The organism is Shewanella sp. SM68 (assembly GCF_025653925.1).
Classification (GTDB): domain Bacteria; phylum Pseudomonadota; class Gammaproteobacteria; order Enterobacterales; family Shewanellaceae; genus Shewanella; species Shewanella oncorhynchi.
In genome coordinates this window covers 43,187-68,203 of record NZ_JAKKRU010000001.1, presented here as the reverse complement: position 1 = coordinate 68,203, position 25,017 = coordinate 43,187, and the positions used below count along the sequence as shown (strand labels likewise).

General features: G+C 45.0%; 22 protein-coding genes. 14 read left to right on the top strand and 8 right to left on the bottom strand.

The window, feature by feature from the left end; translation table 11 throughout:
* The first annotated feature begins 95 nt into the window (after positions 1-95).
* The 4 genes from L5M40_RS00335 (at position 96) to L5M40_RS00320 (ending at position 5,435) form a co-directional block, all read left to right on the top strand.
* The gene (locus tag L5M40_RS00335) at positions 96-2,345 is read left to right on the top strand and encodes a glycoside hydrolase family 13 protein (protein ID WP_263175448.1); all 2,250 of its coding nucleotides are present in this window, start codon (positions 96-98) and stop codon (positions 2,343-2,345) included.
* Positions 2,342-4,513, top strand: a complete 2,172-nt coding sequence (locus tag L5M40_RS00330) for an alpha-amylase family protein (protein WP_263256160.1) — start codon at positions 2,342-2,344, stop codon at positions 4,511-4,513. The genes L5M40_RS00335 and L5M40_RS00330 overlap by 4 nt, the downstream gene beginning before the upstream one ends.
* 143 nt (positions 4,514-4,656) lie before the next feature.
* Complete coding sequence (locus tag L5M40_RS00325; RefSeq protein ID WP_219254801.1) at positions 4,657-5,040, top strand: VOC family protein; 384 nt, start codon at positions 4,657-4,659, stop codon at positions 5,038-5,040.
* A 185-nt stretch (positions 5,041-5,225) separates the two neighbouring features.
* A complete protein-coding gene (locus L5M40_RS00320) occupies positions 5,226-5,435 on the top strand; it encodes a hypothetical protein (RefSeq protein WP_113939622.1) in 210 nt (69 codons plus the stop codon).
* A gap of 91 nt (positions 5,436-5,526) precedes the next feature.
* Here L5M40_RS00320 and L5M40_RS00315 read toward each other — a convergent pair whose 3' ends face one another.
* Together L5M40_RS00315 and rhlP are read right to left on the bottom strand one after the other, a co-directional pair.
* Positions 5,527-6,153 (bottom strand): LysE family translocator, encoded by a 627-nt coding sequence (locus L5M40_RS00315; RefSeq protein WP_219233648.1) that lies wholly within the window; start codon positions 6,151-6,153, stop codon positions 5,527-5,529.
* 226 nt (positions 6,154-6,379) lie between these two features.
* The gene (gene rhlP, locus L5M40_RS00310) at positions 6,380-7,225 is read right to left on the bottom strand and encodes a rhombotarget lipoprotein (protein ID WP_263175446.1); all 846 of its coding nucleotides are present in this window, start codon (positions 7,223-7,225) and stop codon (positions 6,380-6,382) included.
* 180 nt (positions 7,226-7,405) lie between these two features.
* Here rhlP and L5M40_RS00305 point away from each other — a divergent pair, with 180 nt between their 5' ends.
* Positions 7,406-7,588 (top strand): hypothetical protein, encoded by a 183-nt coding sequence (locus tag L5M40_RS00305; protein WP_263175444.1) that lies wholly within the window; start codon positions 7,406-7,408, stop codon positions 7,586-7,588.
* 132 nt (positions 7,589-7,720) lie between these two features.
* Here the strand turns inward: L5M40_RS00305 and def are convergent, their stop codons facing one another.
* Entirely contained in the window at positions 7,721-8,212 is a 492-nt protein-coding gene (gene def, locus L5M40_RS00300) for a peptide deformylase (protein WP_011789520.1), read from the bottom strand.
* 279 nt (positions 8,213-8,491) lie between these two features.
* Here def and L5M40_RS00295 point away from each other — a divergent pair, with 279 nt between their 5' ends.
* Positions 8,492-8,920 (top strand): MGMT family protein, encoded by a 429-nt coding sequence (locus L5M40_RS00295; protein WP_173245094.1) that lies wholly within the window; start codon positions 8,492-8,494, stop codon positions 8,918-8,920.
* Between the two features lie 215 nt (positions 8,921-9,135).
* The gene (locus L5M40_RS00290) at positions 9,136-9,927 is read left to right on the top strand and encodes a DUF3108 domain-containing protein (RefSeq protein ID WP_263256158.1); all 792 of its coding nucleotides are present in this window, start codon (positions 9,136-9,138) and stop codon (positions 9,925-9,927) included.
* Between the two features lie 305 nt (positions 9,928-10,232).
* On the opposite strand, the gene L5M40_RS00285 is transcribed toward L5M40_RS00290, so the two are convergent.
* Entirely contained in the window at positions 10,233-11,012 is a 780-nt protein-coding gene (locus L5M40_RS00285) for a class II glutamine amidotransferase (RefSeq protein WP_113939616.1), read from the bottom strand.
* 244 nt (positions 11,013-11,256) lie between these two features.
* Between L5M40_RS00285 and fadE the strand changes: the two genes are divergently transcribed.
* Positions 11,257-13,704 (top strand): acyl-CoA dehydrogenase FadE, encoded by a 2,448-nt coding sequence (fadE, locus tag L5M40_RS00280; protein ID WP_263256157.1) that lies wholly within the window; start codon positions 11,257-11,259, stop codon positions 13,702-13,704.
* Positions 13,705-13,982: 278 nt separating this feature from the next.
* Here the strand turns inward: fadE and L5M40_RS00275 are convergent, their stop codons facing one another.
* Positions 13,983-15,140 carry a cupin domain-containing protein gene (locus L5M40_RS00275; protein WP_263256155.1) on the bottom strand — a complete coding sequence of 386 codons (1,158 nt, stop codon included), beginning with the start codon at positions 15,138-15,140 and terminating at the stop codon, positions 13,983-13,985.
* Between the two features lie 219 nt (positions 15,141-15,359).
* Between L5M40_RS00275 and L5M40_RS00270 the strand changes: the two genes are divergently transcribed.
* Positions 15,360-15,986, top strand: a complete 627-nt coding sequence (locus tag L5M40_RS00270) for a PolC-type DNA polymerase III (RefSeq protein ID WP_263255612.1) — start codon at positions 15,360-15,362, stop codon at positions 15,984-15,986.
* Between the two features lie 117 nt (positions 15,987-16,103).
* Here L5M40_RS00270 and L5M40_RS00265 read toward each other — a convergent pair whose 3' ends face one another.
* Both L5M40_RS00265 and L5M40_RS00260 read right to left on the bottom strand, forming a co-directional pair.
* Positions 16,104-17,150, bottom strand: a complete 1,047-nt coding sequence (locus tag L5M40_RS00265) for a LacI family DNA-binding transcriptional regulator (RefSeq protein ID WP_113939612.1) — start codon at positions 17,148-17,150, stop codon at positions 16,104-16,106.
* 104 nt (positions 17,151-17,254) lie between these two features.
* Positions 17,255-17,983 carry a DUF3334 family protein gene (locus L5M40_RS00260; RefSeq protein ID WP_028760052.1) on the bottom strand — a complete coding sequence of 243 codons (729 nt, stop codon included), beginning with the start codon at positions 17,981-17,983 and terminating at the stop codon, positions 17,255-17,257.
* Positions 17,984-18,340: 357 nt separating this feature from the next.
* On the opposite strand from L5M40_RS00260, the gene L5M40_RS00255 reads away from it, so the two are divergent.
* From L5M40_RS00255 to crr, 5 genes are all read left to right on the top strand, one after another.
* A complete protein-coding gene (locus L5M40_RS00255; RefSeq protein WP_263255611.1) occupies positions 18,341-19,978 on the top strand; it encodes a methyl-accepting chemotaxis protein in 1,638 nt (545 codons plus the stop codon).
* A 208-nt stretch (positions 19,979-20,186) separates the two neighbouring features.
* Positions 20,187-20,582, top strand: a complete 396-nt coding sequence (locus tag L5M40_RS00250) for an ACT domain-containing protein (protein WP_263256154.1) — start codon at positions 20,187-20,189, stop codon at positions 20,580-20,582.
* Positions 20,583-20,610: 28 nt separating this feature from the next.
* Entirely contained in the window at positions 20,611-20,868 is a 258-nt protein-coding gene (locus tag L5M40_RS00245; protein WP_028760055.1) for an HPr family phosphocarrier protein, read from the top strand.
* 179 nt (positions 20,869-21,047) lie between these two features.
* Positions 21,048-22,751 (top strand): phosphoenolpyruvate--protein phosphotransferase, encoded by a 1,704-nt coding sequence (gene ptsP, locus L5M40_RS00240; RefSeq protein WP_263145805.1) that lies wholly within the window; start codon positions 21,048-21,050, stop codon positions 22,749-22,751.
* 71 nt (positions 22,752-22,822) lie between these two features.
* Positions 22,823-23,332 (top strand): PTS glucose transporter subunit IIA, encoded by a 510-nt coding sequence (gene crr / locus L5M40_RS00235; RefSeq protein ID WP_006081821.1) that lies wholly within the window; start codon positions 22,823-22,825, stop codon positions 23,330-23,332.
* A 221-nt stretch (positions 23,333-23,553) separates the two neighbouring features.
* Here the strand turns inward: crr and L5M40_RS00230 are convergent, their stop codons facing one another.
* Positions 23,554-24,927 carry an MFS transporter gene (locus L5M40_RS00230; RefSeq protein WP_263175438.1) on the bottom strand — a complete coding sequence of 458 codons (1,374 nt, stop codon included), beginning with the start codon at positions 24,925-24,927 and terminating at the stop codon, positions 23,554-23,556.
* Positions 24,928-25,017 lie beyond the last annotated feature (90 nt).

Here is a 25,017-nt window from a genome sequence, read left to right as displayed (position 1 = left end):
ATTAAGAAGCAGGCTTTTGCTTATGTAGATTTCAGCATTTCTAACATTCATCATGCCAGCACGTTTTACTTATTTCTCTTTAAAAGGCTTACATTATGATCCGTCAAAACCTAATGATTGCGCTTTATTTATGCTTGGTTTGCTCTTCATTTAATACGGCCTATGCAAACACCTTTGAGCCAGATATATCGACGGACGTTAAGCTTGAACCCGCTTTTTGGTGGGCGGGAATGCAGAATCCTGAGTTACAGCTGATGCTGTATAGCCGCGAACTTCCAAGCTTACCGCAGCAGATTAAGCTTGATATACAAGGAAAAGGCATCACACTTAAAAGCCTTGAGCACACTGATAACCCTCACTATCTGTTTATCAATTTAGATCTGAGCCAAGCTGCGCCGCAAACCTTTGAGCTAATAATTTCCAACACTGACTCGGCTTCAAAAGCCGACACGCCTCTTTATCGCCTGCCCTATACGTTGCAAGGGCGTGCTAAGGGCAGCCGTGAGCGCCAAGGATTTAGCAATAAGGATGTGATTTACCTTATCACGCCGGACCGATTCGCCAATGGCGACACGAGTAATGACAATCAAGCCGATATGTTAGAGCAAGTCGCAGCTAACTCTCCTAGCAATTCCAGCAACCCCTATTATCCCGATGCTCGCCATGGCGGCGATATAGCAGGGATCAGCCAGCACTTAGCGTATCTGGCAAAACTTGGCGTGACTCAGTTATGGATCAATCCGCTGCTTGAGAATAATCAAGCCCAGTATTCATACCACGGTTACTCAATTACCAATTTATACCGCGTCGATCCCCGCTTTGGCAGCAACGAAGATTATAAAGCCTTAGTCGCTAAGGCTAACAAGCTTGGCCTAGGGGTGATTAAAGATGTTGTGGTGAATCATATCGGCTCTAACCATTGGTGGCTCAACGATTTACCTAGCCAAGACTGGCTGAACGATGCCACAAAAACGCAGCTACATAATCGCAAATCCAAGCCTGACTTGATGCAGTCTGCCGATACTAAATCCAGTGCTATTAAATCCAGCGTTACCAGCCCCCGTTTCACCAGCCATAGGCGCACGACAGTGCAAGATCCCTACGCGGCAGCGCAAGATCATATTGATTTTGTCGACGGCTGGTTTACCGACACTATGCCAGATCTAAATCAAAGCAATCCAAAACTGGCAACCTATCTTATCCAAAACAGTATTTGGTGGGTCGAGTACGCAGGACTTTCGGGGATACGTGAAGATACTTACTCCTACGCCGACAAAGGGTTTCTCGCTAAATGGTCTAAGGCCGTAATGGCTGAGTACCCAAATTTTAATATTGTTGGCGAAGAATGGACCGCAAACCCCATCACAGTGTCCTATTGGCAAAAGGGCAAAATCAATGACGATGGTTATACCTCAGATTTACCCAGTTTGATGGACTTCCCGCTATACGAAAAATTGATTGCCAGCCTTAATGAGCCAGAAACCTGGGATACGGGTTTTATTAAGCTTTACGAGATGTTAGCCAACGATGTTGTGTATGCTGATCCCAGTAAGCTAGTGCTATTTGAAGGCAATCACGACACCAATCGTATCTTCAGTTTAGTGAAAGAAAATATAGACTTATACAAGATGGCCCTCACCTATGTGCTGACCGCCAAACGCATTCCGCAGTTGTTCTACGGTACAGAAGTGTTAATGACCAGCCCGACAGAAGGCCGTCACGATGGCATTGTACGCAGTGATTTTCCCGGTGGTTTTGCCAACAGTGCCACGAATGCCTTTACCGGCCAAGGACTGAGTGAACCTCAACGACAAGCGCAGCAATTTATCCGTACCCTACTGAATTACCGTAAACAATCCCCTGCGCTGCAATCGGGCGATTTACTGCACTTTGTGCCGCAGGATGGCATCTATGTGCAATTTCGCTGCTTATTAAATGATCCATTATCAGCTGAACAGAAAGCCGAAGCACTTAAGTCACTAACTCAACACAATTCTCAAACCCAACACAATGCCTGTACTCAGCCCTTAGCCGATAAAGTCATGGTGATTTACAATAAAAATGAAAAAGCAGTCACGCTAGATGTAAACCGCTTTACCAGTGTACTTGGCGATAACCGCGCCGCTACAGATATCATCAGTGGCAACACAGTTTCACTCAATCAAGCGCTAGCATTACCCCACGCAGGTGTCACTATCCTTGAGCTTAAAGCCAAACCGCAGCTAAATACTGGCTTACCTAGCCGTCAAACCTCTAATTACATTAGTTACTCAGCTAGCGATTTAACTCAGGCTCAAACAACTAACCCAATCAAAAACTCAACCCTAAAAGGAATTCAGTCTTGAGCTTTTTATCGCCTATCTATTCCCGAGTGACTCAGTGCCCCCAATCGGCGAAATTTCCCATAGTGGCTTTACTTATAACCCAAGCAGCGAAAGCCCCGCAGCGCCGACAGTCATCACTCAGCTTATGTTTAAACGCTCTATTCAGTGCCTCTTTATTAACTGCCTCGCTTTTTAGCTTATCGGCTGATGTGAATGCATCGGCGCTGACGCTTGATAATGAGTTACTACCAAAGTCTGAGAGTGAGGTTATGACGCTTAAACCTGTGGTGTATCAAATCGTTACTCGCCTTTATGGCAATAAAAATCCAACCAACAAACCTTGGGGCACGATTGCCGACAATGGCGTCGGCAAATTTAATGATATCGACGATGTTGCACTCAATAGCATCAAGGACCTAGGCGTTACCCATGTGTGGTATACGGGCGTTCCCCACCATGCATTGATTGGTGATTACAGCGCGATTGGCGTGAGTGCAGATGATCCCGATGTGGTAAAAGGCCGTGCGGGCTCACCCTACGCAGTCAAAGATTACTACAACGTCAACCCAGATCTGGCGGTCAATCCCGCCAACCGTTTAGTCGAGTTCGAAGCGCTCATTGCCCGTACCCATCAACACGGCTTAAAGGTGATTATCGATATAGTGCCAAACCATGTGGCGTGCCATTATCAATCCGTTAGTAAACCCCAAGGCGTGCGTGATTTTGGCGAAGATGATGATACCAGTCTGGAGTATGCCAAAAATAACAACTTCTATTACGTCGTTGATAAAGTTGATGTTAATAAGGGCTCGGAGGGGGCAAAGGGAAAAGCGCATGCCTTTGAAGTGCCAAGCTTACCCGCAGGACTTAAACCGCTGGGCGGAGAAGCTCACCCCTTAAGTGACGGCAAATTCAACGAATTTCCCGCAAAATGGACTGGTAATGGCTCACGCTTAGCCAAGCCCGATGCCAATGATTGGTACGAAACAGTCAAAATCAATTACGGCGTACGCCCCGATGGCACCTATGACTTCCCTCGCCTGCCAGCCAATTTCGCCACTTTAACGCAGGCGCAGCATTACGCTTTTTGGCAACAACACTTAGCCGAGCTCCCAAGCTCTTGGATTAAATTCAATCAGATTGCGCAGTACTGGCTAGCGAAAGGGGTCGATGGCTTTCGCTATGATATGGCAGAAATGGTACCAGTGGAGTTTTGGAGCTATCTCAACAGCCAGATAAAACACACTAATCCCGATGCCTTTATCTTGGCCGAGGTCTATAACCCTAACTTGTACCGAGATTATATCCAACTTGGCAAAATGGATTATCTGTACGATAAGGTCGATCTTTACGACACCCTAAAAGCCGTAATGGGGGGTAAAACCAGCACAGCTAATATCGCGGCAGATCAGGCAAAAGTGCAGGATATTGAATCTCACATGCTGCACTTTTTAGAAAACCACGACGAGCAACGTATTGGTAATGCAGCATTTTTAGCATCGCTACACACAAATAAGCCCACGGCAACCCAAGCCGAGAATCCACACTATGCCCTACCCGCTATGGTAGTGTCGGCAACGATAGGCACTTCACCGACGTTAGTGTATTTTGGCCAAGAAGTGGGAGAAGCCGCCACCGACAACCCAGGATTTGGTCATGCATCACGCACCAGTATTTTTGACTATGTTGGCGTCCCCGCCCATCAGCGCTGGATGAACAATGGCAAGTTTGATGGTGGACAATCAACCCTAAAGGAAGTCACTTTGCGGGCTTATTATCAAAAATTACTGAACCTAAGCACAGGTAAAAATGTACCTGCGCTCTTAGGAGAGTATTACTCGCTCGATGCCGCCAACCGCAGCGCACAAACCGCCACAATGGATACTCATAGCAATGCAACGGGTTACGATGACAGCACTTTTGCCTTTGTGCGCTTTGAGGAAAATACGACCAATAAAACGGGCCAAAAACTGATTATTGTGAATAACTTTAATCAAACTCAAGCAAAGCCATTATCCCTTAAGCTACCAAAGCCACTTATCGACCAATGGCAGTTAACGGATGGGACCTATCCACTTAAGGATTTGCTGGAAGACAATAAAGCGCAGTTGGTTGTCAAACAAGGTGAAGGACAAGTTCAGATGCAACTTGCACCGCTGTCTTCAGCCATATTCGAGCTGGAAGATTAAACGAGCAAAAGGCCTAGGTGAGCTAAAAAGTGAAATCGACCGATAGCGTCACGCTAAACTGTGACGCTATCTTTTTTTAACCGTTATACTCTCAAACCTTTCTATCTTATTTGATCACCCTTTAAAAATCACAAAGGAAAGCAATGTTACTCGGCATTCACCATGCAGCGATTATTTGCAGCGACTATCAAAAGTCCAAACACTTTTATGTAAACATTCTTGGCCTTACCGTGCTTGCAGAGCATTTCCGTGAGGCACGTAAGTCCTATAAACTTGATTTACAACTGGCCGATAAGAGTCAAATTGAGTTATTTTCATTCGATAATCCACCCAAACGACCAAGCTATCCCGAAGCCTGTGGACTTAGGCATCTCGCCTTTCGCGTAACATCGATTGAAACCGTCATCGAACATCTTCATAGCCATCACATTACCGTTGAACCCGTCCGCATTGACGAATACACAGGCAGAAAATTCACCTTCTTTAGCGATCCCGACGGCTTACCCTTAGAGTTATATGAGCTATAGCACGAGTGAAATAAGGCAACATCGCAGCAATAAGATGAATAAAGCTTAATTACGCTACGGGATAGTCAGCATTAGACTCAATAAAACGACGCAGCCGTTTAACCAATAGTTTAAGTAATCGATTGACCAGTTTGACGCTGTGATAAGGTCAAAGCCTACCTAGGCTAACCATTTAGGAACTCAAGATGTTTGATAATCCAGCATTATTACTATGGAGTTTAGTCTTTAGCCTCTTTGGTCTTGGCTTTTTCACCTATGGCAAACGCCAAGGTGCACCCATCCCCCTCGTCGTTGGGATAACCCTGATGCTCTACCCTTATTTTGTCAGCAACCTAATCTTACTCGTCTGCATCGGCATAGCACTCATCGCGCTACCGTATTTTGTGAAGTTGTAACAAGCGATCTTTGTCATAGCTAGATTGAAAAGCTCATATCTATCAGAGCAAAGAGGACTTATGTCTTACTCGACAAAATGACCTTATTCCACTATCTATCACTGGTCATGACTTTACTGGCCAAGCCAATAAGCAACACACCTGATATCCCCTCTAAGGCTCTCGAATAACGCAGGGAATTGGGGCGACTAAATACCCAGCTTCCTGCCGACGCATAAAGGACGTTACACAAGGTCGCTAACAAACTGAAAATAAGACCAAGGGTTAACAGCTGAATTGACGTTGAACCCGCTAACGGGTCAATAAACTGCGGCAAAAAAGAGAGGAAAAATAAAGCGACTTTAGGATTAAGTACACTAACGACAATGCCTTGGAAAACTACGTTGCCGTTTGGTTTGCTATTCTTATCAACCACAATTTTATTATTGCCACGCCACATTGATATTAACGCTTGAATGCCTAAATACACTAGATACGCGGCCCCTAACCACTTCACAATACTAAAAGCCAACGCTGAACTGAGAATGATGGCAGATAATCCCAAGCTAGCAGCAAGCGTGTGAACAAAATAACCCACACCTAAACCCATCGCAGCTTTAAGCCCACTGATCATTTTCCCTTTCATTGTGTTAGATACAATGTAGATGACATCGGGTCCAGGGATAAGATTGATAGCAAGGCAAGCAACTGCAAACAGTAATAGTGAATTTAAATCCATTTAATTTTTCTCCTTGTTAAACGCGTAATCTATCGCGCCGCTTAAGTGGTGTCCGACGCAATACCGCAGCCTCTGTAAACCACTTTAAAAAAAATCAAAACGTTAACTACAAGTAAATTGGTAACCAGAACCTGTGCTCAACTCTATATACTTTTTGCTCACGTCTTGATTCAAAGCAAACTTCAATTTGCTCATCCTTAACGATCTTAATTTGCGCTTAATTTTTTTATTCACGGCAAATCGTTAAACGGCGCACCGCAAAAATCCCCAGTAGTGAAAGTATTAATAAAGATAAACTGCCACCGCCGCTGTAACCTTGTTTATGTTCTATGGTGGCGACGTGCTCTTCCTTAACCCGAGTTTTAAAACGGGCAAGCTCGTCATCTAAATTGACTATCATATCGTTCACCGCGAGATCAAAGCCCTCGTAGGATTTCTCTCTTAGGGTTGTCGTCACGCCAACAGCGGTTGAACTCTCAGTTAACTGATTAATGCCTGGCGCCCTAAATAACATCTTCTGGCTACGCATATCGAAAACGGCTGTATCAACAAAGGTTTGAATCGCATTTTCATTACCGGGAATTAAATACATGCCCACGATAGTCCAATAGAGGATGGCGGAGTTGTTCTCGTGGCTTTGCATCAATTGATCGTAAGAAACCAATGCCATAACATCAACATCATGCAGGCGAGCAACCTGCTGCAAGGTTTCAAAACCTTTACCATTTTTAAGATAGGTACTTGGGATCACTTCGATACGATCGATATAGTCATATTTAACAAAGGATTTTTTGACCTTATCAAGTAATGCCATCTGAGTTCGGCTATCAATTGCATCGGCTTGCCAATGGGACGAAGGCAAGAAAGCGATGCCGACGGTAATAGGCAAACGCAGCACAGGTAAGGATGGCTGCTGGGCTTGGCGACTCTTCTCATCAGGGTATAAATATTCAACTAAGCTACTTGATACCGCATTTTTCTCAGTAGTATTACCGTTAAAAAATGCACTACAACCACCCAGTGAAAGCATTGCGAATGAGGCTATACCACAGGCTATTACCTTAAGTTTCATTTGTTTCCCTACCGTATCCATACACTTGCTGTTAATGATGAAAACTGAACCTACAATAATACCAATCACATTAAATATCTAATCAGTTCAGAGCCTCACAGGCATCTCAATCCAAGGCGCATTGACGAAGAAATGGTCATTCCCTTTTAAGTCAATGCAACACCGGAGTGGGATGCCTGTGTGGCTCCCGAAGAGCGGGTTTCAACGTGCTTTATACTGCGTTTAAGGCTTTCGACAGAGCACCACTATGCCTTCAAGCCTTCGCCTTGTCTAAAGCGCGTTGAACTCCCGCTGAATGAACAGATATTTAATACGATTAGTATAATGCAGATTTTGGGTTACCTTATCCATTCATCAGAGTAAAAACAAGCTGTTATGTTCACATATCACAGCATTAATCTTCTTTGATTAGATTTTAAATACAAAAAAGCCGCACTATAAATGCGGCTAGTGAATAGGTACAACAACCTTCAAAAATACAACTTAAGTCAAAAGTTAAGCGTATTTACGCACTTTTTTAAGGGCGATTTGTTGTTTTAGCATGGATAAATGTTCGATAAATACTTTGCCATGCAAATGGTCGATTTCGTGCTGCAACACTATGGCTAAAAACTCATCGGTCTCGATTTCGATAGCCTTGCCAGTTCTGTCTAAGGCGGTCACTTTAACCTTTTCAAAACGTGACACTTTAGCGCGATAACCTGGGATAGACAGACAACCTTCCTCACCGACGAACTCACCTGACTTTTCAACAATCTCAGGGTTAATCAGCACTAAAGGCTGGTCGCGACCGTCAGATAAATCGATCACAATAATTGCATCTGTACTGCCGACTTGAGTTGCCGCTAAACCGATACCATCGTCCGTGTGATACATGGTTTCGATTAAATCATCGATAAATCCCTGAACAGCTTCAATATCTTTTACAGGTTGCGCTTTACGTTTAAGGCGCTCATCGGGAATAGTTAGAATATCGAGTACAGCCATGCCAGTTATCTTCTCTCATCGAGTCAAAAAAATTGGCGCTATTATGGACTATTTGACTATTTACACAATATTTAAGCTAAAAACAGTTTAAATATTTTGTTAGTAATCGAGCTAGCCGATAAAAATATCGAGAAGTGCTTAATCCTTTAAATACCAAATACCCTCACATCTTCCGCTAAGCCACGCTTTACCGTTACACTAGCGTGAACTCATCAAGCAAAAGTTTTTGAGCGTGATTCTTTGTGAGTGAATACCATTAAGCTGAGGGTTGACAATTCAATGGCATCGTTCCCTAAAGACAAATCACCGCTGTATCAATACCTTGAACAAGATAAACAGAGTGTAGCGAGAAAACAGCCCCAAGCAGTGGACTTGTCTCCTATGGCGAAAATCTGGCATATCGTCGCCATGATCCCGCAGGGTAAAGTCAGCAGCTATGGCAAAATTGCCGATTATGCAGGATTACCGGGACGAGCGCGTTATGTGTCAAAAGCGCTGAAAGCAGCTCCCGAACATTTGTCACTCCCTTGGCATAGGGTACTCAATAGTCAAGGCAAAATATCCTTCGAGAAAAATTCAACCTTCTTTCAAGAACAGATGGAATTATTAAGAATTGAAGGGATAACAGTGAACTGCGGCAAAATTAGTTTGTCTGAATACGAGTGGCGACCGGATCTGGTGACTTTAGTCATGGCAATGCCATTTTAGTTTAATATATTGATCCATAAACTATTTACATCTCTATTTACAGAAACGTCGTCCTCGGCTATAACCTGCTTACAGTCGATCCGATAATTGATTTATGCTCAACTGATTGACCCAGAACTGTGTAAGTAAGCATGCTACTCGACACTTTTTTATCAACCACTACCGACCATTCTGTAGTGATACAAGGTGAAAACCTGCGACCCAAGGAGCATTCTTTGCGTACCATTCCCACATTATTAGTGAGTTTTACCGTCCTCACTCAAAGTATGTTTGCCATGGCAGCGCCAACGCCGCTAACACCGCAGACGGCCGAATACCAAGTCAACTATGGAGACATTGAATTAGGAAAAGCCAAATACACGCTACCCAATGCCGAAGATGGCGTGTTTAAGTATCGTTTTGATAGCGATCTCAGCCTGTTATTGTTAACAGATGTGCGTCACATCTTGAGTGAATTTACTCAAAATGACGCGCAGCTCAGTCCTTTGCGTTACTTACAACAACGCCAAGGTGTCGGGCCTAATTACACGGAGCAAACCGCATTCGCCAAAGCTCAAGGCTTTATTCATACACGTTACAAAGATGAAAAAGGCAAGTTTCCCTATGATGATAAAATCTTTGATCCTCTTATGGTGCAGTTGCAATTTAGGCTAGATATGATGGCGGGCAAAGAAGTGCTCGACTATAAGATGGTCAAGGACAACGAAGTCGATGAATACAAGTTTCATGTGATCGGTAAAGAACGAATGAACATCGACAGCGGCAGTTACGACACAGTCAAAATTGAAGTCGTGCGTGACAATAAAAAACGTCAAACCTTCTTCTGGATGGCGCCTGACTTAGCGTATTTGCCCGTGAGGTTAACTCACTTTGAAAAAGGCAGTAAGCAGCTCGACATTAAGTTACTTAAATATCACTTCGATGAAGTGCCGCACCAAGCAACCATACCTGCAGACATTGCAGAAAAGCCGCTAGTGCCTAAACTGCTCGGCACGACTGAAGGTTAATCGGTAAGGCATTGAGTTAAGATGTATAAACTTAACCCAATGATACAAAGCCTTAGCTTCACAATACTGAACTAAAGCCAAACTCATATCGAATAAAGCCCAACCGAACTATATTTAACTGAACTATATCTAACTGAACTTAGGGCCTACCTCTAAGTTCAGTTAATGTTCATCGCTAATGGTTCATCACTGATTGCTAGAAGGTATGTTAGATACTGACTCGAACTTTTTAATAAAGTGACCTGAACAAAACAAAGTCAACCGTAAATCCGCTTACCCTCATTATTTAGCTCAGTGGTATCACATCAGAGATCGATTAACAGCTCACCCAATCTGAACAGCTTCCAGTTACCCGGCTGCATAACGCGCCACTGTTCATTTTCGGTCAAAGGGCGAGTCGCAATCACAGTCACCACATCATGGGCGGTAGTTTCCTTATCAAAATCAATCACCACATCGGTATCGATAAGTTTCGCTTTACCAAACGGCGCGCGGCGAGTGATGTAACATAAGTTATTACTGCAATAGCTCATTAAATGCTCGCCATCGCTCAATATCATGTTGAACACACCTAACGCACGGATTTGCTCGGCCAACGTTGCGACGTAATGGAAAACTGCCAACATATCTTCAGGTTTAGTACCGCCAAACTTCTGGGCGACTTGTTCCAAAATCCAGCAGAAAGCAAGTTCGCTATCGGTATCGCCTACGGGTTGATAGCGCGAGACATGAAACTTGGGCAGATAGTCCGTCAATTGCCCATTATGGGCATAGGTCCAATAACGTCCCCATAATTCGCGGGTAAAAGGATGAGTATTCTCTAAAGACACACAGCCGCGATTAGCCTGCCGAATATGGCTTATCACCACTTCACTTTTAATCGGGTAGGATTTGATCAATTTTGCAATATGCGATTCGCTACTCGGGCAAGCATCTTTAAAAGTACGGCTGCCTTTCCCCTCGTAAAAAGTAATACCCCAGCCGTCCACGTGGGGACCGGTTACACCACCACGTTGTGCTAATCCCGTAAAACTAAACACAATATCGGTCGGCACATTGGCGCTCATCGCCAGTAACTCGCACATATTTCTCGCCTATCATCAATCAAAAAAACTACTTATTGGCATTGTAACTAGTTGATGACATTTGTGGAATGATCAAAGCTGACAAATAATTTAAACAATTGTTTGAAAAATACTTGTATTAAAATTCTCTTAGGTTTAACTTTTATGCGACACAGGTCTGACCACAAACTATAATTGTGATCGCAATCAATAAAACACTCTATGACCTGTGGTTGGCACTCGGTCATATTTAAGGAGAATTACAGTGACTACCCTACTTTGGATCATCGCCATGATCTTAGTGCTAGGAGCCCTAGCTTACCTTCGGGTATCTTTGCTCACTGCCACTATTACAGCCGCTGTTGTGATGACAGCAGGATGGACACTCGATGTTGTCGGCCCTATCTCTTGGATCGTTTTCCTCGTGATCGCGCTGCCGTTAAATATCAGTGCATTTAGACAAAATGTGATCAGTCGTCCACTGATGAAGGTATATCGCGGCATCATGCCGGAAATGTCTTCAACAGAGAAAGAAGCGATTGAAGCCGGCACCACTTGGTGGGAAGCCGATCTGTTTGCGGGTAACCCGAACTGGAAAAAACTCCATAACTACCCAGTTGCGCGTTTAAGTGCAGACGAACAAGCCTTCCTCGATGGCCCTGTTGAAGAAGTGTGCCGCATGGTGAATCAACACCAAGTGTCACATCAACTTGCCGATCTGCCTGCCGACGTATGGCAATATCTGAAAGATCACGGTTTCTTCGCCATGATCATTAAGAAAAAATACGGCGGTTTAGAATATTCAGCTTATGCCCAATCTCGCGTGTTACAAAAACTGGCTGGCTTAAGCAGTGAATTGGCTTCAACTGTTGGCGTACCTAACTCTTTAGGCCCTGGAGAGCTGCTGCAACATTACGGCACGCCAGAGCAACAAAACCATTATTTACCGCGTTTAGCCAAAGGGTTAGAAGTCCCTTGTTTCGCTCTGACCAGCCCAGAAGCCGGTAGCGATGCAGGCTCGATTCCTGACTTTGGTATTGTGTGTAAAGGCCAATGGGAAGGTGAAGAAGTTCTGGGGATGAAGCTGACTTGGAACAAGCGTTACATCACTTTAGCCCCTGTCGCGACAGTATTAGGCTTAGCCTTTAAACTGCGCGATCCAGAGCATCTCCTTGGCGATAAAGAAGAACTCGGCATTACTTGTGCTTTGATCCCTACCGATGTGGAAGGAGTAGAAACGGGTCGTCGTCACTTCCCGCTCAACTGCATGTTCCAAAACGGTCCGACTCGCGGCAACGAAGTATTCGTGCCATTAAGCTTCATCATTGGCGGCCCGAAAATGGCTGGTCAAGGCTGGCGCATGCTGGTGGAATGTTTGTCAGTGGGCCGTGGTATCACACTGCCATCAAACTCAGCTGGCGGCGTGAAAACCGCAGCGCTGGCAACAGGGGCTTATGCTCGCATTCGTCGTCAGTTCAAATTGCCTATCGGCAAGCTTGAAGGTATCGAAGAGCCAATGGCACGCATCGGCGGTAACGCTTATCTGATGGATGCGGTAACCACGTTGACCACTACAGGTATCGACTTAGGTGAAAAACCGTCGGTTATCTCTGCGATTGTGAAATATCACCTGACCGACAGAATGCAGAAATGCGTTATCGATGCCATGGATATTCACGGCGGTAAAGGCGTGTGTCTTGGCCCCAATAACTATTTAGGCCRTGGCTACCAAGCTGCGCCTATCGCAATTACTGTTGAAGGTGCAAACATCCTTACCCGTTCTATGATCATCTACGGCCAAGGCGCGATTCGTTGCCATCCGTATGTACTCGCAGAAATGGAGTCAGCGTTTGATACTGAATCGGGTCAAGGTTTAGCTAACTTCGATGCGGCAATCTTTGGTCACATTGGTTTTGCGACCAGTAACTTCATCCGTAGCTTCTGGTTAGGTCTGACATCAAGCCGTTTCTCTAACGCGCCTTATTCAGATAAAACTAAACGTTATTATCAACAGATGAACCGTTTCAGTGCCAACCTTGCCCTGCTTTCTGACTTAGCCATGGCAACTTTGGGCGGTAACCTAAAACGTAAAGAACGTATCTCTGCCCGTTTAGGTGACTTACTGAGCCAACTGTATCTGGCATCAGCCACGCTGAAACGCTATGAAGATGAAGGCCGTCAAACCGACGACTTGCCATTAGTACAATGGGCAGTTGAAGATGCGCTATACAAGCTACAAGCTTCTTTAGACGATTTACTGGATAACTTCCCTATGGGCCTTGGCGGCGCATTACGTGTGGTGATGTTCCCATTCGGTCGTCCACTGAAACGCCCAAGCGATGTGTTAGATCATAAAGTCGCGAAGATCATGCAAACACCGTGTGAAAGCCGTAACCGTTTAGGTAAAGGCCAGTTCTGGACTAACTCTGAGCACAATGCTGTGGGTATCCAAGAACAAACACTACTCGACATCATCGCGTCTGAACCGCTGCATGACAAAGTCTGTAAAGCGAGTGGTAAACGTCTACCATTTATGTGGTTAGATAAAGTTGCCGCAGAAGGTAAAGCCTTAGGTGTGTTAAGCGATGCCGAAGTGCAATTACTGGAAAGAGCGGAAATTGGTCGGATGAAGTCAATCAACGTTGATGACTTTGACCCAGCAGAACTTCGTCCAGAAGTGGTTTCAACCACTTCACAGGAACGTGCTGCGTAATCCACTCAGTAAGATTTAAACCACAAAAAGGAGGCTAATTAGCCTCCTTTTTTATTCCGATGGCAGGGCGTGCCACAACTAAGTGAATTTGGTTGAGTTACGACCTCGACTTTGACTTTGACCAATGCTTTCATTGCTCAGTATGACTGAACAGTACTATGCAAATGACATTACTATCAGTCCATTGATAAAAGAATACCATGTTAGTAAGTCGCTGACATGCCACTTTAAAAACTGTTCAGTTTTTAAACCTGTAGGGCTTTAGAGCTAATTCAGCCTTAACACTCTTCATCACTCAGGTCTTCAAAGTACCAGTAACCGAGGTTCACCCACTCAGTAAGCTGCTTAAGCAAATCGGCATCGGCTAACCAGGGGGCTAAGGCGGTTTTATCTAACTGATTGTTATCACATAGTAGTGGGATCACCTCGGCCAATTCGGCTGAAAGCAGATACTTATCACCATTAAGATACACAACGCCTTGTCCCACATTGATATCAAAATACAAACAACGCAGTCCGCCGAGGCGAATAAGCGGCTGCTCATCGAGCCATGCGAGCACTTCGTCTTGCGTGATGTCCAACGGCTCATCGGGTAAATCGAGGGCGCATTTAGATTGAGTTAAATAGCGGCCCGAAAACTCGCTCACCAGTTCATCGGTTAACATATTAGTCAGTTGCGTGCGTAACCGCGCTAAATCGCGATTATCGACACAACCACTGCGCGTTGTCAGCTCGCGGTCTGGATCTTCAATCTGCTGTGCGCCTAAATCTTGCTCAGACAGATGATCGGCCAAAGCACTTACCATATCTTTGGCGGAAGCTGTGCGATAACCTACTGAAAAACTTAAAGACTGTTCTAAGGTTATACCGTCATGGGGGAATCCTGGGGGAATATAAAGGATGTCGCCGGGCAATAACTCAGTATCGATAATCGGTTCAAAAGCTTCTGTGTGCAGCAAAGCGGGATGGGCGGCAAACTCTTTGTGCGGCCCCAGATCGCCTACGCGCCAGCGGCGACGTCCCGAACCTTGGCAAATAAACACATCATACAGATCGATATGCGGCCCCACGCCACCGCCAGGAGTGGCAAAACTCACCATCACATCATCTAAACGCCAGCGCGGAATAAAATCAAAACATTGGATCAGGGCTTCTGCATCGGGCACCCAGTTGTTCAAGGCTTGCACGATCAAAGTCCAATCCCGTTCACCGAGATGATCGTAGGAATCAAAAGGGCCAAATTCAGCCTGCCATTGCCCAGCCTGTTGGTACACTCGCCGAGATTCCACCAGCTCATCCATGGCTAACCCAGCTAACTCTTCGGGCGAGATTAAATCTTGAAAATGTTTGAATCCTTGGCGGATAACCAAAGGGTTTTTCTGCCAATATTCTGCTAAAAATTGCGCGGGTGTTAAGCCATTAATATCGAGTTGCATGGGTCGCTCACAAACCAAACTGTTATTCATAGAGGTAAATGCTAACAGGAAGCGAAACCAAGAAAGCTCGACCGGATCAACAAAGCATTAAGTCTTTTATCAGCGTCAATGTGATAGTGAATTTACTAACGTATTGAATTACAATCGGCTTATCTAAAAGCGTTGTACTGTCAAAGACGGCAATGCTGACACATCATTTATAGAGTCCACATAAGATCTATGCCTACATCTGCTGCTAACACTTTGGTCGCGCTCGACTTTGAAACCACAGGGCTATCGCCTAATCAAGGGGACCGCGCGATTGAAATCGGAGCTGTGCTAATTGAAAACGGCGTGATCACCCAAAGATTTTCAGAGTTGATGAACCCAGGATTTAGAATAAGTCGTTTTATTGAGGACTACACAGGGATCAGCAATCAAATGCTCAGGGATGCAGCGCCCTGCAATGAAGTGATGGTGCGTTTTGCCGACTTTATCGCCGATCATAACTTAGTCGCCCACAATGCGGCATTTGATCAGCGCTTTTTAGACGCGGAATTTGGCCAAATTCGCCATCGCTATCAAGGGCAATTTGGTTGCTCCTTGCTAGTGGCAAGACGTTTATATCAAGCGGCACCGAATCATCAGCTAGGTACTTTAGTGCGCTATAAACAGTTACCAAGCGATGGCACCTTTCACCGCGCCTTAGCCGATGCCGAAATGACTGGCCATTTGTGGCTGGCAATGCTGGCAGACCTTCAGCAAGAGTTCGGTCTCAATGCTCCCACCTTCGAGTTACTGCAAAAAATCGCCAAGAAAACCAAAGCAGATGTGCCGAAGTTTTTACGTCAATGTGCGGTTAAGTGATCCCCAAAAGCAAAAAGCCGATAAATCCAAGGATTATCGGCGATGTTTCAATAAGCAAATTAAGTGCTCAACGACTTGCCAGCAAAAAACAGCAAGCTCCTAGCAATAACGGCCCATCTATAACGGCTTAAGCGGCGCGCTATCAATGCCGCAGGAACTGCGAACCACTAAGGTCGTCGGAATAAGCTGCGCACTCACCTCTTGTCCGCGGATAAGTTTGAGTACACTGTCGACTAAAATTTCACCAGCTAATTGGGTGTTCTGCTTAATGGTCGTTAATGGCGGATTGGCAAAACTCGCCACTGGAATATCATCATATCCCACCACTGCAACTTGTTCTGGGACTGAAATGCCCTTCTCTTTCAGCGCACGAATAGCACCAATGGCAATCAGATCGCTAGCAGCAAAAATAGCATCAAACTGTGCGCCTTTGGCCATTAATGCCATAGCCGCATCGTAACCAGCACTTTCAGTGCTAATTGCCGACACTTGCTTAGTGCGATCGACAGCAATATTCGCCATTTGCAGCGCCTTCACATGGCCTAAATATCTGTCCCTAAACTCAGGGCTGTGGCTCGAGGCATCGCCTAAAAAGGCAAAAGCTTTACGACCAAGGGAAATCAAGTGCTCTGTTGCAATCAAGCCGCCTTGATGATTATCACAACCAATCGATAGCACTGACTTATTGTTATGCTCAGCACCCCAGATCACAAAATGAGTATTCTGCGCGAGCAATCGCTCCAACTTTTGCTCGTAGTCCATGTAGTCGCCGTAACCGAGCAAAATAATGCCGTCAGCTTTATTACTGTCTTCATAATCGGCGTGCCAATCGCTGGACAATTGCTGAAAAGAAACCAATAAATCATAACCTTGCTGCGCCGTTGCTCGGGTAATGGAGCCAAGCATAGACAGGAAAAAAGGATTGATTAACGAGTCATCGTTGGTGGGGTCTTCACACAATAACAGCGCTAAGGTATGGCTATTTTGGGTGCGAAGATTGCTGGCATTTTTATCGACCTTATAATTTAGCTCTTTGGCAATGGTTTGAATACGTTGGCGAGTTTCTAAATTGACTAACGGGCTGTTTCTAAGGGCACGGGAAACCGTTGACTGGGATACGCCAGCACGATAAGCAATATCAATCGAGGTCGCTTTCGATGCCATAAAGAGGATTTAACCTTAGTTATTATTTTGCGTCGATACTAAAACAGTTCCACTCACTTGTATAGACGAATGCGTTAACATCCGTCTTACATTAGAGACTCTGGTTAAATGCCGAGCTGATCGAGCAAATCATCGGCTTCATTATCAATGGCACGAGTCGCAATGGCGGGTTTATCGGCCATCTTAACCCAAGGCGAAACATTCGAATTTGAGTCGTTATTTCCCCCAATCGAACTGTGCTGCTCTAACAGACTATCGGGATCGAATTCTTCATCGTAGACAAATTCATCTAAGCGAATGAATTCGGTTTTGTCCATGGCAAACTCGAGGTAAAAAATATGGTTATTTTCAGTCCTAAACGACACTCTGCGGGCAACCGCATCGTCTAAGTTAGCGTCGATTGATATAGTTAACTCTTTATTAATCGTCAACATTTTTGGCTGGCTTTGGCTGATTGACGTTTGCAATTCTTTAGAAATTTTATTAATAAAATCCCCTAGAATTTGGTTCATCAGTTCGCCCATCACATTACTCACTTCATCTGAAGTATGTGAAAACGCGAGCTCAGACTCAGGCATGCCCATGTTCAGCATGTAGCGACGGTAGATTTCAATCGCTGCAGAGGCAGAAAAGTTGATCACCACTAGGCCTGAAAAACCACCATCAAAAATCGAGAAACAACCGAGATCAGGTTTAAGACGAGTACGCGCAATACTTTGTACCATACCCGCATGGGTAACATTGCTGGCACTGGTGCTAGAAAGGACGTGGGCGACTGAGTGGCATAACTTCAGTAAAATATCATCCGACGTTACGATAGTATTTGTGGTCATAATCGATTCTCAAACTGAATAATGAATTAATCTTGCGCGTAAAAGCGTAAAAAATCAAAATTAAAACAATTGATTAGCCTAATATAGCAAGATGACAAAATTAACATAATGCTAACTTATTGATATTTAATAGATCAGATAAAACCTTCAACATGAAACGACTTATAAAACGGTCTAACTTAATAAGAACATGCCCCATAATGCAACAGATTAAAGTTCCCTATCACTATTCCCTGCTTTAGATCAAAGAAACTCATATTTTATAACGGCTTTTGCTTAATTTATGTCACAGACGATTCAATTGAGATTGATTCGCAGGTATATTGATGCACAATAATAAGTCCTTAAGGAATCCAAATGATCACGTTTTTGCGCCGGTTTACCATTTTACAACGCTTAATGATGATGCTCCTTATGGCCGCGATAGGGACTGTATGTTTTGCCAGTTTTTCAATTAAAGAGCAGTACAGCAATTTAATTGAGCAGAAATGGTTGCAGATAGACGGTCAGCTCGCCAGCATGTTAAGCGTGATAGATGTGCACCGTCAGGATGCTCTCAAAGGTAAGTTTAGCGAAGCAGAAGCTAAACAAATCGCCGCGGATTTAATCAATCAAACTCGCTATTCAGGTTCAGGCTACTTCATTGTTATTGATGATAATAATCAAATCCTCGCCCACGGGGATAGCGCAAATCTTATTGGCACCTCAGCATTAACCTTCAAGTTACCTAATGGCACAAATCCCTTAGCCACTATGCTGCCATTAGCGCGTGCTAAATCGAAAACGACCCTCGAATACCCTATCGCCGATCCTATGACACGTGCCATCGAAGATAAGCTCGCAGAAGCCCGTTACTACCCACAATGGGGTTGGACAGTCATCACAGGCGCCTATCTTAGCGATGTCAAAGCAAGCTTAAAGTCAGTCATTATCGACTATCTGATTATCATGTTTTTGATTTCAGTGCCGATTTTTGCCTTCTTCCTTGTGCTTAACCATTCCATCACCTCACCATTAAATGATGCTATTGATGCCCTTGAAGATATTGCCCAAGGCGAAGGCGACTTAAGTCAGCGCATTAATGCTCAAGGTAAAGATGAGATTGCCCATCTCGCCCGCGCCTTCAACATGTTCGCCCAAAAAATTGGCGACATGGTCGGCCATTTACAACCTTTAGGCCAAGCATTAGATAAAGATGCAAAACAGCTTTTGATTGCAGTTGAAGAGTCCAATCAGAGTGCTGAACATATCCACAGAGAAACAGGCAGCGTCGCCACAGCCGTCAATCAAATGCTGTCGACTACCCATGAAATGGCGAGCAACACCCAACAAGCGGCCGATGCGGCGAACAGCGTAAAAGAACAAGCGCAGCAAAGCCAAGTCGTGATCGACAACACAGTCAGCAACACAGAAAAACTGGTGGCAGAATTAAAAGCCTCTGAAGTCATCACCCAAAAGCTGGGCGTCGCCTCACAGCAAATCGGTAGCATTCTCGATGTGATCCGCAGCATTGCCGAGCAGACCAACTTACTCGCCCTTAATGCCGCCATTGAAGCTGCTCGAGCTGGGACCCACGGCCGTGGTTTTGCCGTAGTTGCCGATGAAGTCCGCGCCCTTGCTACTCGCACCCAAGAATCGACCAATGAGATCCAAAAAATCATTAGCGAGATCCAATCCGGTGTTGGCTCAGTGATGAAGAGCAACAATCAAACTCAACTGCAATCCGATGAGCTACAGGCCCAAGCCCACGAAGCGGGTAAAGCCATGGCGGCGATTCTGCAATTGATTGCCCATATCAGTGACATGAACACACAATTAGCCAGCGCCACCGAAGAGCAATCACTGGTGACCGAAGAAATTAATCGAAATATTTGTAATATTTCGGAATTAACCGAAGTCTCAGTAAAAGCTAACGAAAGTAATAGCCATGCAGCTCAGTCACTGCAAGACATTAGCCAAGACATGTCCCGCACCTTAGGCCAGTTTAAAATCTAACTAAAGTGTATGAGAACGGCATGACTTGTCGATTGGGGCGCCATAGGGCGCCCTTTTCTTTGGGTAAACCTTCTGGTAACGCTTGTTAACCGCTATCTCACCAATAATGAATTTCAACGACAAAATCCCATTAACCACAAATTCTCTGTCACGCTAACGTTTGATATGCGGTATGCTTTAGCCTTAAAAATCCAACCGAGACACTGCCATGCGAATGACCTTACCCGTTCACCCTGAACAGTACACAATTCATAGCTTTAGCCCGAATGCCGTATTGCCCAGTGAGGTTTTTGCACAGGACATGTATTTCATTGGTAAGACCCAAGAAGGTTTATCTTTAGTCGTTTCCAGTGAAATGGAACTCGACAGCCTAGAGCAAGAACCGGGCTGGTGTTGCTTTGAAGTACTCGGGCCACTGGGATTTTCGATGACAGGCATTTTATCTAAAGTGTCTGGCACCTTAGCGGACGAACAAATCAGTATTTTTGCGATTTCGACCTTTGATACCGATTACATTTTAGTAAAAAATAATCGTCTCAAAAGTGCCATCGCCGCCTTGAAAAAACAGGGCTATCACATCATAGAATCGAAAGACGAAGTGTAATACCCCTTTAAATATGAGCTCATCTACTATGTACGAAAAAACAGTCACCATTACCGCCAAACATGGCATTCACACCCGTCCAGCAGCCTTACTGGTTAAAGAAGCCAAAACCTTTGACTGTGATGTCATGGTCGAATGTAATGGTAAGCAAGCCAGTGCTAAGAGTCTGTTTAAGCTACAAACCTTAGGCTTATATTCTGGCGTCACGGTAAGAGTGTTTGCCGAAGGTGAACAGGCACAGGCCGCGGTTGAGAAAGTCTCTGAGCTGCTCATAACCCTAAGCTAGGCCTTTTCTTGCGCTAAAGTGCGTTTATCTGCAGATTTAACCGACACGCAAAAAAACTCATCTTGACCGTCTTGGCATGCTAATGCTTTACATACAAACACTTTACAAGCTTAGCGTCACTCAACTAGACTCGCTATCGCTAACGGACACTCAGTTCAGTGGTTAATTTAGGAAGGGATATGTCAATAACGGGGATTATAGTGTCATCGGGAATTGCCTTTGGACAGGCACTTCACCTGCTCCACACCGAACATCACCTCGATTATCGCCCTATTCCCCTGTCTAAAATCCCTCAACAACAGGGTAAATTTGCCAAAGCCTTGCAAGAACTACAGGCACAACTGACCCACAGTCAAGCTGCACTCGATAGTGACTCCGAAAATTATCAGTTGATCGAAGCCGACTTATTGTTATTAGAAGACGATGAATTAATCGAGCAAGTGAACGATGCCATTCGCACCTTACAATTGTCGGCAAGTGTGGCGGTTGAACGTATTTTTGCCCATCAGGCCAATGAGTTACAATCCTTAGATGATCCCTATTTAGCCAATAGAGCCCAAGATGTGCGCTGTTTAGGCCAAAGAGTCGTCGCGGCGATAAACGGCCATTTAGCTCAAGGACTCGAAAAACTCGATAGACCCACTATCTTATTAGCGCAGGATTTGACCCCCGCCGAATTTGCCTTACTGCCGCGGGAAAACCTTTGCGGTATTGTACTGAAAACGGGCGGTTTAACGAGCCATACGGCCATTTTAGCCAGAGCAGCCGGCATTCCAGCCATGTTAAGTTGTCAGTTCGACGCAGACTCTATTCCCAACGGCACGCCCTTAGTGCTCGATGCACTCGCGGGTGAACTTTGTGTCAATCCCAATCCAGACCAACAGGCAAGACTCACAGTCACCTTTCACCATGAACAAGCAAGGCGCGCAGCACTTCAAACTTACAAGGATGTCCCAGCGCAAACCCAAGACGGTCATACTGTGGGACTCATGGCAAACGTGGGTAATCTCAACGACATCACTCATGTCAGCGATGTCGGCGCCGATGGAATAGGTTTGTTTCGCACCGAATTTATGTTGATGAACGTCGCCACCCTGCCCGATGAAAAAGCCCAATACAGCTTATATTGCGATGCATTGCACGCCCTAGGCGGTAAAACCTTTACCATCCGCACCTTAGATATAGGTGCAGACAAAGAACTCCCCTGTTTATGCCAAGAAATTGAAGATAATCCTGCCTTGGGTCTTCGCGGCATTCGCTACACCTTGGCGCACCCAGAATTATTTAAAACCCAATTGAGGGCAATTTTGCGTGCCGCTAACCATGGCCCGATCCGTTTGATGTTCCCTATGGTCAATCAAGTCGAAGAATTGGACGAGGTTTTTGCACTCATTGCCCAGTGCCAAGATGCCTTGGAAGAAGAAGAAAAAGGCTATGGCGAACTTAGCTACGGTATCGTTGTCGAAACCCCTGCTGCGGTATTTAACCTCAACGCTATGCTGCCACGACTCGATTTTGTCAGCATTGGCACCAATGATTTAACCCAATATGCAATGGCAGCCGATAGGACAAACCCGCAGCTTACCCGTGACTATCCGTCCCTTTCGCCGGCCATTTTAGCGTTAATTAACATGACAATAGTCCAAGCAAAAGCGGCCAATGTAAAAGTGTCGCTCTGCGGCGAACTGGCCAGTTCACCACAAATTGCACCGCTGTTAATCGGCATGGGGTTGGACGAACTCAGCGTTAACTTAAGCTCACTCTTAGAAGTGAAAGCGGCCATTTGCCAAGGCAGCATCACACAATTTTCTGCATTAGCGCACACGGCATTACAACAAGATAGAATTGCAAGCTTACAACAGTGTATAACAAGCTATAAATAGAGACATTTATTCGTTATGCTGCGTTACAGAACAAAAACAATGACAAAAACAAGCAAAAGAGGCTCTAGATTATGGGATTTTTAAGCCGAATAAGGCGCTTGGTATCGGGCCAGACTCAGTTAGCTGGCGGTATCATGGTATATGCCCCCGTTTCCGGGGATATCGTCGCCATTGAAAAAGTCCCCGACGTGGTTTTTGCTGAAAAGATTGTCGGTGATGGCATCGCTATCGCTCCCAAAGGCGAATTAATTCTGGCGCCTATCGACGGCACCATAGGTAAAATTTTTGAGACAAATCATGCATTCAGTATTGAGTCTCCCCAAGGTTTAGAGCTATTTGTTCACTTTGGTGTAGGTACAGTCGAGCTGAGAGGTAAAGGGTTTAAACGTTTAGCCCAGGAAGGTCAAGAAGTGAAAGTCGGCGATCCGATTCTGTCATTCGATATTGATTATCTAAAAGATCAAGTCGACAGCCTACTCACTCCTGTCGTTTTGGCGAACATGGAAGATGTCAAATACCTCGACAAAGCCCAAGGCAGCGTCACTGCAGGCAAAGACGTGATCTTTACGGTACAGCTCTAATTTAACCATTTCGAATAAATCATTTATCGATTGTTTTCTGAATAATAAAAGGCTGACTCACCATCATGAGCCAGCCTTTTAAGTTTTTGAAAACCAAGCCTATACACGGTATTTGAATTCGCCAAGCTGCACCGATACACAGCCTTGAGAGAATCTATTTCGACCATTCTCACGCTAAGCATCACGTTCCCTGTGAATAACGGCTACATGACTCTAGTACATTAATCTGCTTTAAACATGGCAAAATCGGGGCGCGGCAATTTATCTAAAATACTGTACAGATAAATCACCAATACCGAGAGTAAAGCGCCTGTCAAAAACAACCACTGACCGCCAAAATGATCCAATATGATGCCACCTCCAAGGGGTGCGAGCGCAAATCCTAAGTCATAGAATGAAGCAGCCCCAAAGTAGGCGCCGCGAAGATGATCTGGGGCTAAGCGGTCGATATGCACATTCATAGTGGGGAACAAAATAGTCTCGGCGACGCTCATCACCACAATCGCACCTATCCAGCCCCAAAATAGATCCAGCGGATTAAATGCCAGCCAGATTTGTGAGCCGATCAGTAATAGCAATCCAATTTGAATCCGTTTGACGAGCGGAAAACGGGCCATGAGTTTCAATAGCAAAAATTGGGTGGAGATAATCACCATAGCATTGGTGAAAATCATGCCAGAAATTAACGTCAGCAAATCAGGCGCACCTGCGCGAGTAAGATATTGGATCAACGAACTGTCCATTTGGGCATAAATGAACATACACAAAATATTGGCAAAAATTAAACATTGCAGCAATTTATCTTGCAATAGAATGGCGATAATTTGCTTACGGCTCACGACGACTGCCGCTTTTTTCGTGCTCGCCTCTGCATCAGCCGATAAGCCATTCACACCACGATTAACACCATCACTTGTCATGTCATTTACAAAGTCACTTTCACTGCCACTCGTATCGCCACTTAAATTGTCACTCGATGAGGCGCCAGGCGCCATAGCAAGTTCCTGACGGGTTTGATGGTTAAATCCCCAATATAACAAGGCCAACAACACGGCAAAGGCCACTGCAGTAAGGTAGAAACTGGATTGCTTGCCCGTAAGACCAAGCCATACCCCCAGCATAGGGCCAACGGCGCAGCCAACGTTGACGATAAAATACAGCGACTGCATCGCCAATTCGCGTGTCTTAGGATCGGCAATAATGTCGCCAATAGCGGCGGATGTCAGCGGTCGCCACAGTGAAGTGGCCATAGAGCACAGAGTCATCACGACCACATACCCCTCGACAGAATTGGCTTCAGCCAATAACGAAAACGAGATGATATAGAGGATGCCCGTCAGGTACATCAGCTTATGACGACCGATTCTGTCGGACAATGAGCTACCAACAAAGCTCGTAAATACCGAAATAATCGCGGCGCTGGACAAGACCATGCCGACCTCAGTGGCACTTAGCGCAAATTTCTCATATAAAATAACGGCTAAGAATGGCCACACCATGTAATAACTGCCACGGGTGATAAAAGACCCAAACAAAAATATCCACATCAAGCGCGGAAATTGCTTAAATCGCTGCAATGAAACATCGCTGTGCATCTTAATCCTTTAAAAGCGCATTGACCTCAATGCTTAAATCAAACTGATTTTAATGGAAAAACAATATATACAAGGCACTTAAGTTAAACA

Bases quoted from the DNA above. Each gene is read 5' to 3' on its own strand.
- L5M40_RS00245 (WP_028760055.1), top strand. From the start codon at position 20,611: ATGTACGAAAAAACAGTCACCATTACCGCCAAACATGGCATTCACACC.
- L5M40_RS00320 (WP_113939622.1), top strand. From the start codon at position 5,226: ATGTTTGATAATCCAGCATTATTACTATGGAGTTTAGTCTTTAGCCTC.
- L5M40_RS00270 (WP_263255612.1), top strand. From the start codon at position 15,360: ATGCCTACATCTGCTGCTAACACTTTGGTCGCGCTCGACTTTGAAACC.
- L5M40_RS00250 (WP_263256154.1), top strand. From the start codon at position 20,187: ATGCGAATGACCTTACCCGTTCACCCTGAACAGTACACAATTCATAGC.
- ptsP (WP_263145805.1), top strand. From the start codon at position 21,048: ATGTCAATAACGGGGATTATAGTGTCATCGGGAATTGCCTTTGGACAG.
- L5M40_RS00335 (WP_263175448.1), top strand. From the start codon at position 96: ATGATCCGTCAAAACCTAATGATTGCGCTTTATTTATGCTTGGTTTGC.
- L5M40_RS00285 (WP_113939616.1), bottom strand. From the start codon at position 11,012: ATGTGCGAGTTACTGGCGATGAGCGCCAATGTGCCGACCGATATTGTG.
- L5M40_RS00260 (WP_028760052.1), bottom strand. From the start codon at position 17,983: ATGACCACAAATACTATCGTAACGTCGGATGATATTTTACTGAAGTTA.
- rhlP (WP_263175446.1), bottom strand. From the start codon at position 7,225: ATGAAACTTAAGGTAATAGCCTGTGGTATAGCCTCATTCGCAATGCTT.
- def (WP_011789520.1), bottom strand. From the start codon at position 8,212: ATGGCTGTACTCGATATTCTAACTATTCCCGATGAGCGCCTTAAACGT.
- crr (WP_006081821.1), top strand. From the start codon at position 22,823: ATGGGATTTTTAAGCCGAATAAGGCGCTTGGTATCGGGCCAGACTCAG.
- L5M40_RS00315 (WP_219233648.1), bottom strand. From the start codon at position 6,153: ATGGATTTAAATTCACTATTACTGTTTGCAGTTGCTTGCCTTGCTATC.
- L5M40_RS00255 (WP_263255611.1), top strand. From the start codon at position 18,341: ATGATCACGTTTTTGCGCCGGTTTACCATTTTACAACGCTTAATGATG.
- L5M40_RS00230 (WP_263175438.1), bottom strand. From the start codon at position 24,927: ATGCACAGCGATGTTTCATTGCAGCGATTTAAGCAATTTCCGCGCTTG.
- L5M40_RS00325 (WP_219254801.1), top strand. From the start codon at position 4,657: ATGTTACTCGGCATTCACCATGCAGCGATTATTTGCAGCGACTATCAA.
- L5M40_RS00275 (WP_263256155.1), bottom strand. From the start codon at position 15,140: ATGCAACTCGATATTAATGGCTTAACACCCGCGCAATTTTTAGCAGAA.
- L5M40_RS00295 (WP_173245094.1), top strand. From the start codon at position 8,492: ATGGCATCGTTCCCTAAAGACAAATCACCGCTGTATCAATACCTTGAA.
- L5M40_RS00265 (WP_113939612.1), bottom strand. From the start codon at position 17,150: ATGGCATCGAAAGCGACCTCGATTGATATTGCTTATCGTGCTGGCGTA.